Origin of the sequence: Pantoea sp. BJFS-204 (assembly GCF_049310725.1) — a bacterium.
Lineage (GTDB): Bacteria > Pseudomonadota > Gammaproteobacteria > Enterobacterales > Enterobacteriaceae > Pantoea > Pantoea agglomerans.
The window spans coordinates 1253895-1267266 of the sequence record NZ_JBMOWE010000001.1; the positions used below are offsets into that span (position 1 = coordinate 1253895).

The window sequence follows — 13372 nt, forward strand, 5'->3', positions numbered from 1 at the left end:
GAAGTGTTCAGCGCCGCAGGTCATCCGGAGCGACCTGCGCCATCGCGCATAAGCTTATAGCGAATCGGCGCCATCCGGCAGGCTTTTCTGCGCCTGGTTCCTGCTTTCGCCCCGCCGGATGCAGATTCACAGCAATTAACGCAAATTAATGCCTCTCCACCTCCCGCCGCCCTGCGATTGCAACATCTTAGTCTATGATTACTCTCTGTATGCCGCGTGGAAGCGGTCTCACGGCCCGTTTTCCGCCACACCACGCTGAATACCAGTCCGGCTTTCTGACTGAAGAGACGCGCCAGCCCACCTGGCCTCCTGGTCTCGCTGATAGCTTTAAGATTTTTTGACGCTTGCGTCATCGACATCCTTTTCGTGCGGTGGCCACCATCGCGCATTTCCAGGCTAAATGAGGCAACTGAATGGAATCCAAATCTTTTTTTAAAAGTTGGGGCGCTGAACGGGTTGCCAGCGACGAGGTGCGTTTCCGCCTCTGGGCAACCGGTCAGCAACGCGTGACGCTGCGGCTCTCCGGTAAAGACATTGAGATGACGCCGCAGGCTGACGGCTGGTTTGAAACTCAGGTCGCTGGTGTGGCAGCCAATGCCGAATATGATTATGTGCTGGCCGATGGTACAGCGGTGCCCGATCCCGCCGCCCGCGCTCAGAAAGCAGAGGTCAATGGCCCGTCGCTGGTGATCGATCCTGACGCTTATCAGTGGCAGAACACGAGCTGGAAGGGTCGTCCATGGCAGGAGTCGGTGGTCTATGAACTGCACATCGGCACCTTTACGCCTGAGGGCACCTTCCGGGCGGCGATTGAGAAGCTGCCAACGCTGGCTGAAACCGGCATTACCATGATTGAAGTGCTGCCGGTGTCGCAGTTCGGCGGTAATCGCGGCTGGGGCTACGATGGCGTGCTGCTCTATGCACCGCATGCCGCCTACGGTACACCCGATGATTTTAAAGCCTTTATTGACGCAGCACACGGCCACGGTCTGTCGGTAGTGCTGGATATCGTGCTGAACCACTTCGGCCCGGAGGGCAACTATCTGCCGCTGCTCTCACCAGACTTCTTCCACAAAGAGCGCCAGACGCCGTGGGGCGCCGGTATCGCCTATGACGTTGATGCGGTGCGCCGCTATATCGTGGAAGCGCCGCTCTACTGGCTGCAGGAGTTTAATCTGGATGGCCTGCGCTTTGACGCCATCGATCAGATTGACGATCCCAGCGACAAGCATGTGCTGATTGACATTGCTGAGCGCATCCGCGCCACGATTACCGACCGCCCTATTCATCTGACTACCGAAGATTGCCGTAACGTCACCTTCCTGCATCCGCGTGACGAAAACGGGGACGCTCCGCTGTTTACCGGCGAATGGAACGATGACTTCCACAACGCCGTGCATGTGCTGGCAACCGGTGAAAGCCACGCCTATTACCAGGATTTCGCCGACCAGCCGGAACAGCGGGTAGCGCGGGCGCTGGCAGAAGGCTTTGTCTATCAGGGCGAAGTCTCGCCGCAGTCGGGCGAGCCACGCGGCGTGAAAAGCAGCAGCCAGCCGCCGGTCGCCTTTGTCGACTTCATCCAGAACCATGACCAGACGGGCAACCGTGCGCAGGGCGAAAGGCTCATCAGCCTGGCCGGCGCAGAGCGCACCCAGGTGCTGCTGGCGATGTTACTGGTCTCGCCTCATATTCCGCTGCTGTTTATGGGTGAAGAGTATGGCGAAACCCGGCCGTTCCTGTTCTTCACCGATTTCCACGGCGATCTGGCCAAAGCGGTGCGTGAAGGTCGCGCAAGAGAGTTTGAAGGCCATGCCGGTCACGGCGAAACTGTGCCGGATCCCAACGATGTCACCACCTTTGAACAGTCGAAGCTTAACTGGCAGCGAACAGAAACGCCGGAAGGTCAGCAGTGGCTGGCGCTGACGCGTCAGCTGCTGGCCCTGCGTCAGCAACATATCGTGCCGCTGCTGCAGACCGCCGGTGGCGATGCCGGTCAGGTGGTGAAAACGGCGGAAGGTTTACTCGCGGTGCGCTGGGACTTCCCGCAGGGCACGCTGTCACTGGCGCTGAACGTCGGCAACAGCACACAGCCGATCCCCGATCTGCCCGGCGAAACGCTGTTTGCCTGGCCGCAGGCCGCCAGCGAACTGATTCCCAACGCTATCGTGGTTCGCCTGGCTAAGAGAGAAGCAGAATGAATATTCCAACCGCAACGTACCGCATTCAGTTCCGCAACGGCATGACGTTTGACCGTGCGGCGGCGCTGGTGCCCTACCTGAAACAGCTGGGTATCAGCCATCTTTACGCGTCACCGATCTTCAGCGCTACTGCTGAATCGACCCACGGCTATGACGTGACCGACGTTAACCAGATCGAGCCGTCGATTGGCGGCCGTGAAGGATTTGATCGCATGGCTGCTGCGCTGAAAGCGGCCGGGCTGGGACTGATCCTCGACATCGTGCCTAACCATATGGCCGCCTCGCTGGAGAACCCGTGGTGGCGCGACGTCATTGAGCATGGCGAAAAGAGCCGCTATGCGCATTACTTCGATATCGACTGGTCACGCCGCCTGACGCTGCCGTTCCTCGGTGACACCTTTGAGGCGGTGCTGGCCAACGGCGAGATCAGCGTGAAGCGCGATCCGCAGACCGGCAAACCGGCGCTGGCCTACTTCGACAATTTCTATCCACTGGCACCTGATACCTGGCAGGATCGGGAAGAAGCGGTACTCGCCCTCCGCGACGCGGCGGAGATTGCTGAGCTGCATGACCAGCAGCCGTGGCGGCTGATGTCGTGGCGCGATGCGCCCAACGATCTCTCCTACCGTCGCTTCTTTGAAGTCACCGGTCTGGTAGGCGTGCGCGTGGAAGACAAAACGGTCTTCGATGCCGCGCATCAGCTGATCCTGGAACTGGTTCACAGCGGTGCGGTGCAGGGCTTACGCGTCGACCACGTGGATGGCCTGGCCGATCCGCACGGCTATCTGGAACAGTTACGCCAGGCTGCCGGTCCCGACTGCTATCTCACCGTGGAGAAAATCCTGGGTGACAATGAACAGCTGCCTGATGCATGGCCGGTTTCCGGCACCACCGGATATGAATTTATGGCCGCACTCGCCAATCTGCTGGTCGACAGCGATCAGCTGAGCGGACTGCGCAAAGCGTATCAGGCCGTCATCGGTAAAACCGTTGATATGAAAGCGGAGCTACGCGCCGCCAAACTGCTGATGGCAAACCGCAATTTTGCCGGTGAATTTAACCGGTTACTGCAGCTGGCACTGAAGATTGCCGACGCAGAAGGCACGCCACAGCCGGAAGCGGAACTGAAGAATGCGCTGCGTGAACTGCTGGTGGCGTTCCCGGTCTATCGCACCTACGGTACGCCGCAGGGCCTGACGCCAGCCGACACCGCGCTGTTGCAACAGGTGGTCAGCGAGGTGAAAGCCAGTGCCCATGCGCCCGACAGTCAGGCGCTTGATTTCCTGACCCATATTCTGCGCGCAGAGGTTGCCGACTCCGCTCGCGACGATGCCACGCAATTCCGCACCCGCTTCCAGCAGCTGACCGGACCGCTGATGGCGAAATCGGTGGAAGATACCCTCTTCTTCCGTCAGCACATGGCGCTGGCGCTGAATGAAGTCGGCGCTGAACCGCTGGCGCGCCACTTCTCGCTGGATCAGTTTCACGCTGAAATGCAGGCGCGGCGCGAACATCAGCCCGATGCGCTGTCGGGCACTTCCACGCACGACACCAAGCGCGGTGAAGATGCGCGTGCGCGACTCTATACCCTTACCGAAGCGCCGCAACGCTGGGCGGATTGCGTCAACCGCTGGCGGGAGATGAACCACGATCAGGTCGTACGCCTGAAAGATGGTCCGGCACCCGAACCGGCCGTGGAGTGGATGCTGTATGAAGCGCTGGCGGGCGTCTGGCCAACCACCCTGCAGCCGCAGGATGCGGAAGGTCTGGCGGCGCTGGAAGCCCGCTTTGTGGTCTATGTGGAAAAAGCGCTGCGTGAAGCCAAGCTGCGTACCGACTGGGCCGACAACAACGACGCCTATGAGGAGGCAGTGCTGGACTATGCCCGTCACCTGCTTGCGCCCGCCAGCAGCACCTTCCTCAATGATTTCTGCCAGTCGCTGCAACCCTTTATGCGTGCCGGTCTGGTCAACAGTCTGACCCAGACTGTGGTGAAGCTTACGGCGCCTGGCGTACCCGATATTTATCAGGGCAGCGAGGCGCTGGACTTCAGCCTGGTCGATCCCGATAACCGCCGCGAACCCGATTTCGACGCGCTGGCGGCGATGCTTAACGCGCCACAGCACGACGGCAGCGAGGCGCACTGGCTGCGCGGTCAGGTCAATCAGCAGGCGATTGTGAAGCTGCTGACGCTGCGTCAGCAGCAGCCTGCCCTGTTCCGCCACGGTGACTATCTGGCACTGTCGGCAGAGGGCGAGCAGCAGAATAATGTGCTGGCCTTTGCCCGCACCGGACAGGATCAGGCGGTGATAGTGGTTGTGTCACGCCGGGTCTTTAACCAGTTGCCGGCGAATCTCGACCAGCCGCCCGCTGCGCGCTGGGCTGACACGGTCATTGCGCTGCCCACCGCACTGGGCCAGCGCCGCTACCAGGATGTGCTGACCGGTAAAACGGTGGCTGCGGGCGACCAGTTGCCGCTTACCGGGCTGGCATCGCAGTGGTGTGCCGTGCTGGTGGCACAGTGAATTCCGGAAAGAACTTTTTTTATTACGCGTCAATCTGTTCATTGAATAACGAGGCATAAATGTCAAACAGTCAGCGTTTTGAAATTACGGCGGGATACAGCCATTTACTGGGGGCCAACTTTGATGGTCAGGGCGTGAACTTCGCCCTGTTCAGCGCCCACGCCGAGCGGGTTGAACTCTGTCTGTACGATCCCAGCGGTAAAACGGAAATTGCCCGTCTGGAGCTGCCGGAATATACCCATGAAGTATGGCACGGCTATATTCCGGGCCTGCAGCCCGGCGCGCTCTATGGCTATCGCGTTTATGGCCCTTATGACCCGGAAAATGGTCATCGCTTTAACCCGAACAAGCTGCTGCTCGATCCCTACGCCCGTGAACTGGCGGGAGACATCGCGTGGAACGAGGCGCACTTCGCTTACGATCTCTATCATGACGATAAAGATCTGACCTTCGACAGCCGCGACAGCGCGCCGTTTACGCCAAAGTGCCGGGTGATCGATCCCAACGAATTCGACTGGCAGGATAAAAACCGCCCGAATGTGCCGTGGCCGAAAACCGTCATCTATGAAACCCACGTTAAGGGCTTCACGCAGCTCAACACCGCCCTGCCACCTGAAATGCGTGGCACCTTTGACGGCATGAGCCACAAATCGACTGTCGACTACATCAAAAGCCTGGGCATTACCTCGGTCGAACTGCTGCCGGTACACTGGTTCCCGGATGACCAGCACCTGCTGGATAAAGGGCTGAAAAACTTCTGGGGATATAACACGCTGAACTTCTTTGCCCCCGCCACCCGCTACTTCGGGCCGCGCGGCATTCAGGGCTTCCGTGACATGGTGCGAGCCTTCCATGATGCCGGTATTGAGGTGATCCTCGACGTGGTTTACAACCACACCGCCGAGGGGAATGAGCTGGGGCCAACGCTGTCGTTTAAAGGCATCGATAACTTCTCCTATTACCGTACGTTGCCAGACCAGCATCGCTATTACATCAACGACACCGGTACCGGTAACACCGTCAACACCTCGCATCCGCGTGTGCTGCAGATGGTGCTCGATTCGCTGCGTTACTGGTCAGAATCAATGCATATCGACGGCTTCCGTTTCGATCTGGGTACCATTCTCGGTCGCGAGCCTGATGGTTTTGACCCGCGCGGCGGCTTCTTCGATGCCATCATGCAGGACCCGGTCCTGTCGCAGAAAAAGCTGATCGGTGAACCCTGGGATATCGGTCCGGGCGGCTATCAGGTGGGCAGCTTCCCGCCAGGCTGGGCAGAATGGAACGATCAGTATCGCGATACGGTGCGTGACTACTGGAAAGGCAACAACGTCTCCACAGACTTTGCTGCCCGCCTGCTGGGTTCCGGCGATCTCTACGATCAGCATGGTCGTCGTCCATGGGCCAGCGTCAACTTTATCACCGCGCACGATGGCTTCACCCTCAACGATCTGGTGTCGTACAACGACAAACATAACGCGGAGAATGGCGAAGACAACAACGACGGTCACAACGACAACCGCTCTTACAACTACGGAGTTGAAGGCCCGACCGATGATGAAGGCATCAACGCGGTGCGCGAGCGTCAGAAGCGCAACTTCCTCGCCACGCTGATCTTCTCACACGGTACGCCAATGCTGCTGGCGGGCGACGAGTTTGGCCGCAGCCAGATGGGCAACAACAATGGCTACTGCCAGGACAGCGAAATCTCCTGGGTACACTGGGATAACCTGCCGGAATCTGCCGAGGCGCTGCGCGAGTTCACCCGCCAGATCCTGACGTTACGTGCTCAGCAGCCGTTACTGCGCCGTGAAAACTGGCGTGATGGCATGGATATCAAATGGTTTAACGCCGGTGGCGGCTTCCAGCAGGCTGAGCAGTGGGACGAAGGCTCAACGCTGGGGGTTTATATCGGCCGACCGGACCTCCAGACCGAGGAAGGCATCTGGCACGACGTCCTGATGCTGTTCAATCCGTTTGAAGGCAATGTACCGTTCCAGATCCCGCAGTTTGGTGAAGGCGGCTGGGTGCTGGAACTGACCACCAGCGACACCGCGAAGCGCGGTCTGGTGATCACCAAGGAGAAGGATTTCGAACTGGAAGGACGCAGCTTCGCCCTGTTCAGACGTCCATAGCCGCTGACCCGATTAAAAAGCAGTCATCTGGCGCAGCGCATTTCGCGCTGCGCTTGTGTTTCTGGCGATCGCTGCCAGGCTTAACCGGTTGTTAACAGTGAGAATTGATGCTGAAAAGGAGGCATAATGTCCAGATTTACGCAGAAAGTTGTGGTTGTGACAGGTGCCGGATCCGGCATTGGCGAAGCCAGCGCAAAACGCTTCGCTGAAGAGGGTGCATCAGTGGTGCTGGTGGGCCGTACCGCGCAGAAACTGGAAGAGACGCTGGCCGACATGACGCCAGGCGATCACCTGGTGGCTGCCTGCGACGTCTCAGAAGCCGCACAGGTTAAACAGCTGTCAGAAACCGTGCTGAAGAAGTATGGCCGTGTTGACGTGCTGGTAAATAATGCCGGCGTCATCGTGCAGGGCCGCATTCATGAAGTCGACCTCGACGCATGGAAAACCCTGATGAAAACTGACCTTGATGGGGTTTTCCACGGCGTACACTATTTCATGCCTGCCCTGTTAAAGAGCAAAGGCAACGTGGTTAACATCTCTTCCGTTTCCGGTTTAGGCGGCGACTGGGGCATGAGCATCTACAACGCGGCTAAAGGGGCGATTACCAACTTCACCCGTGCGCTGGCGATGGACTACGGCGCAGATGGCGTACGAGTCAATGCAATCTGTCCCGGCTTTACCTTTACCGATCTGACCGAAGATGCCAAACAGGATCAGGCGCTGCTGGAGCGCTTTTACGACCGTATTCCACTGCGCCGGGCCGGTGAAGCGGATGATATCGCCCGTGCCATTCTCTTTATTGCCAGCGATGAAGCCAGTTATATTACCGGCGTTAATCTGCCGGTTGATGGCGGAATTACCGCTTCAAATGGCCAGCCTAAACAGGCTTAAATAAAGAACAGGGCAGCGTCTTTACGCTGCCTTTTTTTATTCTAACCGGCCCGCAGCATTAATTCCCTTTATTATCCTTCTGCCACAGCAGAACAATAACTGCCTGCATACAAATTAATGTTTTGGCGTATGGCGGGTTGGCGTTGCCGCGCGTGCCGGTTTAATTGCCGTGCTGCTGGTCGGGCAAATAAAAGTGCTCAGGCAGGCATTACAGAGTATGGCATTAGCGTGATGGACTTTCGCCACGGCCAGCGCCTGCTGGCGGGTATAAAGCGAACCAATAAAAACGCGTTTATCGTTCTTTGACAGATTAACGCAACCTTCTTTGTGTAAAATCCATCCACCCATGGGACGCGGGCACAGATAATAGTAGCTGGCTTTGAGCATGGTAGTCATCCTGATAGTTGCTGTATGTATCTTAAAAAACGAACCAAAATTCGTAAGAGGTTTTTTTTGTAATCTGAAGCTTTATTAAACTAACTGAGAATTATCCCTAAAACCACTTTATTGCGTGAGTCTGGCTGACTTTGAGAATATGCCCTTTTTCATTGCTTATGTCGCTTCAGGCATTCCACGCGCTGTAACGCCCTCACCCTCACTGTCGCCCCGCTTACATTTATACTGCTAATGCATCATTAAAAAAGCAAAAATAAAAACAATACCTTAAAAACAATACCTTATAAAATCAACCTGCGCGCCAGGGGTGACGCGCTACTCAGATATGATTAGAGCAGAAGCTGAAAAATATCATCCCCGCAGGGGTATTTATGAGTATTGATAAACTGAACCTGAATAAGAGTGAAAGTGGTGCACAGCGTGCCTTTAAGCGGAACGCCAGCTCCCCTGGCATCAGGGATTTATCAATACCAGCGGGCGTAATTAACAGCGACCGGCTTGAAAAAGTAAAACGATCGGTTTACTTTTAAAGCATGAAAAAGAGAAACGATATCATCCAGGCCGCCGAGCGGCTCTTCTACACCCACGGTTTCCACGCCACCAGCACCGACAATATCTGTCGCGAAGCGGGCGTCTCTACCCGCACGCTCTATCATCACTTCGCCTCACGCGAAGCGCTGACCGCAGCGGTACTCGACGCGCGCGAGCAGCGCTTTATGGCCGATCTGCTGCCACCGCAACAGCCTGATGCGATAGCGCATCTGTTCAGGGTGCTGGGCGAGTGGACGGCAGCGAACGGTGCCCGTGGCTGCTTCTTTCTTAAAGCCTGGGGAGAGTATGCCGAGCGGGACAGTGAACTGGCCGCTCAGGCGCTAGCCTTCCGGGCCACGATGCGGGCTTATATCACCCATTGTGTGACGCATCTGCGCGGTGCTGAAGATAAGTCGCTGAGTGATGCTATCTGGATACTCTTTGAGGGTGCCATTACCACGGCGCTGATTACCGGTCCTGCCGCTGCTCAACAGGCGGCGCAGGTCGTCAGTCAGTTACTTCAGAACAGGGCGACAGGATGAGATCGCCCATCGCGCTGGCGCTGACCGGCTTCAGCCTGATCGCCGTGACCTATGGCATGGCGCGCTTCTCATGGGGATTGATGCTGCCCGCTATCTCAGCGGAGATCCCCTTCAACCCGCAGCAGGCGGGTATGCTGTCAGCCTGCAGCTTTGTGGCATATTGCCTCACCATTCTTACCGCAGCCGCGCTGGCGGATCGCTATGGCACCCGGCTGACGGCGCTGCTGGCCTCACTCAGTGCGACGGCGGGTCTGCTGCTGCTTGCCTGTGCCTCATCAACGTTGCTGCTGGCGGCCGGACTCTTTATTGCCGGATTGAGTGCCGGTCTGGCTTCACCTGCCCTGGCGGCGGCGGTCAGCGATCGAATCCCTGCTGTGGGTCAGCCGCGCATCAATACCCTGATCAATGCCGGCACCAGCGCGGGCATTATCCTGACGGTAGTCATCCTGAGCGTTCTGCCCGGCGGCTGGCGTGCCGCCTGTCTGCTGTTCGCTTTGCTGTCGCTGGCCTGTGTACTGCCGGTGATGCGCGTGTTATCAGGTCACGCCGCCAGTCGCCCCACCAGAGTGCGTCACTGGCACCAGCGGCTGTATCGCCGCTCCATGCATCGTCTGATGAGTATTGCGTTGATTTCGGGTCTGGTCAGTGCTGCCTGGTGGAGCTTTGGGTCAGCGCTGCTGCGACAGCATGTCGGTGTTGATGAGGAGACCGCCCGCTTACTCTGGCTGATTGCCGGAGGCGCAGGCATCGTGGGTGCGGCAACCGGCCCGGTCGCTGCCCGTATCGGGCTGAAGGGTGTATACCGGCTCTCACTGTGCGGGATGGCAGTGCCACTGCTGGTGCTGGCCTGGAGTCGGGGCGAATCCACCGGCTTAGCGATCGCGGTTGCCTGCTGTGGCGCAGGTTACGTCACGCTATCGGGCGTGCTGCTGGTGTGGGGCGCACGCGCCACTGCTGAAGATCCGGCGACCGGCGTCGGCATCCTGTTTTTTATGCTGGCGGTGGGCCAGGTAGCGGGATCGCTGCTGTTTGGTCAGCTCTACGCCTCTTTGGGTGCCAGTACGGCATTGACGCTGTTTGCGGTCAGCGCCCTGCTGTTGCTGTTTATTGCACCCGCGCAGAACAGCAGCGAGTCGGCTAAATAAGCAGGCGTAAACGAATGGGTTGGCAGAAAACAGGGAAGTTAGAAATAGCGTCGATGCTATTTACCAGACAGTGCCAATATTATCGCCCGGGGAATGAGGAAATATTACGCAGGTGTTATGGCTGAAGCGATAAACTCATCGCGGCGTCCGTTCAGATCGCGCGGATATTTTTAATGCGTGGATTTATTTTCTGCTGAAGTAAATCTTCTTCGGGACCCAGATAATAAGGCACAGCACACTGCTTACCATCTTTGGTAAAAATAATCTGGTTATCATGCAGGAATAACGCAGTAAAATGGCCCAGTACCACACCATTTAATTCAAAGCAGTGATTTCTTGCTGCACGCAGCCCCTGCTTACTATTCAGAAAATCAACAAATCGCATCACGCTGCGCCTCCAGTTAATAAATCAACCCCATCAGAACCGCGAAGATAATAGCCTTAATGCCGGCCCGGATCATCCGGCTGACGCTGTTTTCAGAATAGGCTTAATTACCATTCAGTAGTGGCACTAAACCGACGTGATTTTTTATCTGCTTCCTGCCAGGAATAATCCTGCCGAACAACGCACTCATAAAATTTCATAAGCGCGTAATATTTATATTGCGCCCTCACATCGCCCGCTATACCGTTGTTTTTCCACCAGGTGCAGACTTTCGGGGCAAAACCGCATAATGGAAATTTTTGAGGCAGATGAACGCCACATCACGGCGATTCAGCAGATCTACGCCTGGCATGTCCTTAACGGCACCGGCTCATTTGAGACAGTGCCGCCCGACGCGGCAGAGATTGGCGAGCGGATGCAGAAGATTCAGCAGGCGGGCCTGCCGTGGTTTATCGCTGTCAGCGACGGAGAAGTACGTGGGTTCTGCTATCTGACGCCTTATCGCCCGCGCCATGCCTACCGGCATACGCTGGAGGACTCAATTTATATCGATCCCGGATTTCAGAAGCGCGGAGCCGGTTCGCGCCTGTTAAACCATGTAATCCGCTGGGCTGAGCAGGCAGGGTTCCGCCAGTTGATCGCCAACGTCGGCGACAGCGAGAACCAGGGCTCGATTGCCGTACATCGCGCCGCAGGCTTTGAGATGACAGGTATCCTGCGCTCGGTAGGTTTTAAACAGGGTCGCTGGCTGGATACCGTTTTTATGCAGCGCTCTCTGGGAACGGGCAATACCACGCTGCCGGTTGATTAAAACAGAGTCAGAGTGAGAAAGACGTACTGGCCCTCGTTTTCCCCGGAAGAAGCTTCTGGTAAGGTGCCATAACAAAAAATAAAAAATTCCGGAAACCTTTATGTTGTCGACAATCATCTATCGCAGCCACATTACTGAACATGTGCCGCTTGAGATCCTGAATGGTTTGGCGCGGAAAGCGAATAAAATCAATAAATCCTCAAGCGTCACCGGAATTTTATTATTCAATGGCACGCATTTTTTCCAGCTGCTGGAAGGTCCGGAGGCGGCGGTCAATGCAGTTTACAGCCGGATTTGCCAGGATCCACGCCACCATAATCTGGTCGAACTGCTGCGCGATTACGCCCCGGCACGCCGTTTTGGCCACGTCGGTATGGAGCTGTTCGATCTGCGGCTGCATGATAAAGAGACGGTACTGGAGGCGGTGCTGGCAAAGTGCACCACAAAGTATCAGCTGACCTATGCCGATCGCGCACTGCAGTTCCTGCGCACCTTTGTCGAAGCGCGGGAAAAAGAGAACTATTTTGAGATCCCGGCCGCCAGCGGCTGGACGTTTATCTGTGACGAGTCAGAACAGCGTGAAGGCAACGCATCGCTGGTGGCTGCGGATGAGGTCAGCTTTGCTTTTCAGCCGATCGTTGACCCCTTCGCCTGCGAAATCGTCTCGCTGGAAGCGCTGCTGCGCGGCCCGCAGGGTGAACCGCCGCTCGACTATTTTGCCCGACTGTCACGTGAGCAGCTCTATCAGCTCGATCTGAGGTCGAAAAAGATCGCCTTCGCCCAGGCGAAGCAGCTGGGGATTGAGGGAATGACTCTGTCGATCAATCTGCTGCCGATGACGCTGGTGGAAGTGCCCGACGCCGTCCCGTTTTTGCTGGATGAGATTGCTGCGCAGGGACTGGTGCCAGAGCAGATCATGGTTGAATTCACCGAGAATGAAATTATCTCGCAGCCTGAGGCCTTTGAAGCCGCCATCAGGCAGCTGAAGGCGGCCGGCATCAGCCTGGCGCTGGATGATTTCGGTGCCGGTTTTGCCGGCCTGTCGCTGCTGACGCGCATTCAGCCCGACAAGATTAAAATCGACCGTACCATCATCGCTGATGTGCATAAAAGTGGGCCGAAGCAGGCGATCATTCATGCCATTCTGAAATGCTGCTCCTCGCTGGAGATCGGTGTTATCGCCGAGGGTATTGAACAGCCGGAAGAGTGGATGTGGCTTGAAGCGGCAGGCGTGACCCAGTTTCAGGGCTTTCTGTTCTCAAAACCTGTACTCAATGGCGTTGCGGCCGTAGCCTGGCCGGAGCTGCTCTGACCGCCTCTGCGATTTGGATGAATTTGCGATTTCCTGCCTTGCTGGATCACCCGGTGGCTGCTAAATAGTTAACAGCCCCGGGGGATCATCTTTCTGTCATCTTCCCGCGGCAGAGTCAGTCATTACCCAGTCAGTGATTAAATGTTTAGCAGTCAGATGTTCAGTGTTTAGGCCAGCGCTACGCGCCATGCGTGCGACGTGACTCCAGGGACAGCATTTGAGGAACTGAATGAAGCAAATCATCCGCGGTGATAAAGAACCCTCCCATATTCTCGCAGCGACCCGTGCGCTTGAAGCGCACTACTCCCGCTACGGAGAAGGTAATAAGTACCATCCCGTTATCTATTCCATCGCCTACCGCAGCCGGTTTTATCAGGTTGAGGTGATTACCCGACGTGAAACCATGGTTGCCTCGGTGATTACTGGCGTTCGCAACCTGACGCATCTCTCCGGCGCCGCCTGACGGCCACCTGTCATCCTGCGGGGGCAGATTGCCCCCGA

12 protein-coding genes are annotated in these 13372 nt (G+C 56.9%); 10 read left to right on the plus strand and 2 right to left on the minus strand.

All coding sequences use genetic code 11. The features are described from left to right. The first annotated feature begins 413 nt into the window (after positions 1-413). The 4 genes from treZ (at position 414) to ACO6VX_RS05760 (ending at position 7749) form a co-directional block, all read left to right on the plus strand. The gene (treZ, locus tag ACO6VX_RS05745) at positions 414-2198 is read left to right on the plus strand and encodes a malto-oligosyltrehalose trehalohydrolase (RefSeq protein WP_422457887.1); all 1785 of its coding nucleotides are present in this window, start codon (positions 414-416) and stop codon (positions 2196-2198) included. Further along, the gene (gene treY, locus ACO6VX_RS05750) at positions 2195-4723 is read left to right on the plus strand and encodes a malto-oligosyltrehalose synthase (protein ID WP_422457889.1); all 2529 of its coding nucleotides are present in this window, start codon (positions 2195-2197) and stop codon (positions 4721-4723) included. The genes treZ and treY overlap by 4 nt, the downstream gene beginning before the upstream one ends. Positions 4724-4782: 59 nt before the next feature. Further along, entirely contained in the window at positions 4783-6858 is a 2076-nt protein-coding gene (gene glgX, locus ACO6VX_RS05755; RefSeq protein ID WP_010245519.1) for a glycogen debranching protein GlgX, read from the plus strand. Positions 6859-6984: 126 nt separating this feature from the next. Next, positions 6985-7749 (plus strand): SDR family NAD(P)-dependent oxidoreductase, encoded by a 765-nt coding sequence (locus ACO6VX_RS05760; RefSeq protein ID WP_010245522.1) that lies wholly within the window; start codon positions 6985-6987, stop codon positions 7747-7749. A gap of 114 nt (positions 7750-7863) precedes the next feature. Here ACO6VX_RS05760 and ACO6VX_RS05765 read toward each other — a convergent pair whose 3' ends face one another. Continuing rightward, a complete protein-coding gene (locus ACO6VX_RS05765; protein ID WP_010245525.1) occupies positions 7864-8136 on the minus strand; it encodes a hypothetical protein in 273 nt (90 codons plus the stop codon). Between the two features lie 380 nt (positions 8137-8516). Between ACO6VX_RS05765 and ACO6VX_RS05770 the strand changes: the two genes are divergently transcribed. Genes ACO6VX_RS05770 through ACO6VX_RS05780 form a run of 3 tightly spaced genes read left to right on the plus strand, consistent with a single transcriptional unit; the run spans position 8517 to position 10363 of the window. Then, complete coding sequence (locus ACO6VX_RS05770) at positions 8517-8675, plus strand: hypothetical protein (protein WP_022625733.1); 159 nt, start codon at positions 8517-8519, stop codon at positions 8673-8675. Between the two features lie 3 nt (positions 8676-8678). Further along, positions 8679-9218, plus strand: a complete 540-nt coding sequence (locus tag ACO6VX_RS05775) for a TetR/AcrR family transcriptional regulator (RefSeq protein WP_033757510.1) — start codon at positions 8679-8681, stop codon at positions 9216-9218. Continuing rightward, positions 9215-10363 (plus strand): MFS transporter, encoded by a 1149-nt coding sequence (locus ACO6VX_RS05780; RefSeq protein WP_346450235.1) that lies wholly within the window; start codon positions 9215-9217, stop codon positions 10361-10363. Before ACO6VX_RS05775 ends, ACO6VX_RS05780 begins: the two co-directional genes overlap by 4 nt. 151 nt (positions 10364-10514) lie before the next feature. Here ACO6VX_RS05780 and ACO6VX_RS05785 read toward each other — a convergent pair whose 3' ends face one another. Continuing rightward, complete coding sequence (locus tag ACO6VX_RS05785) at positions 10515-10748, minus strand: hypothetical protein (RefSeq protein ID WP_010670048.1); 234 nt, start codon at positions 10746-10748, stop codon at positions 10515-10517. 289 nt (positions 10749-11037) lie between these two features. Here ACO6VX_RS05785 and ACO6VX_RS05790 point away from each other — a divergent pair, with 289 nt between their 5' ends. From ACO6VX_RS05790 to ACO6VX_RS05800, 3 genes are all read left to right on the plus strand, one after another. Then, positions 11038-11559: a GNAT family N-acetyltransferase gene (locus ACO6VX_RS05790; RefSeq protein ID WP_404563017.1), complete on the plus strand. Its 522-nt coding sequence runs from the start codon at positions 11038-11040 to the stop codon at positions 11557-11559. Between the two features lie 100 nt (positions 11560-11659). Next, positions 11660-12871, plus strand: a complete 1212-nt coding sequence (locus tag ACO6VX_RS05795; RefSeq protein WP_320503469.1) for a diguanylate phosphodiesterase — start codon at positions 11660-11662, stop codon at positions 12869-12871. Between the two features lie 229 nt (positions 12872-13100). Then, on the plus strand, positions 13101-13334 hold the full coding sequence (locus tag ACO6VX_RS05800) for a DUF4060 family protein (protein ID WP_010245542.1): 234 nt from the start codon (positions 13101-13103) through the stop codon (positions 13332-13334). The last annotated feature ends 38 nt before the right edge of the window (positions 13335-13372 follow it).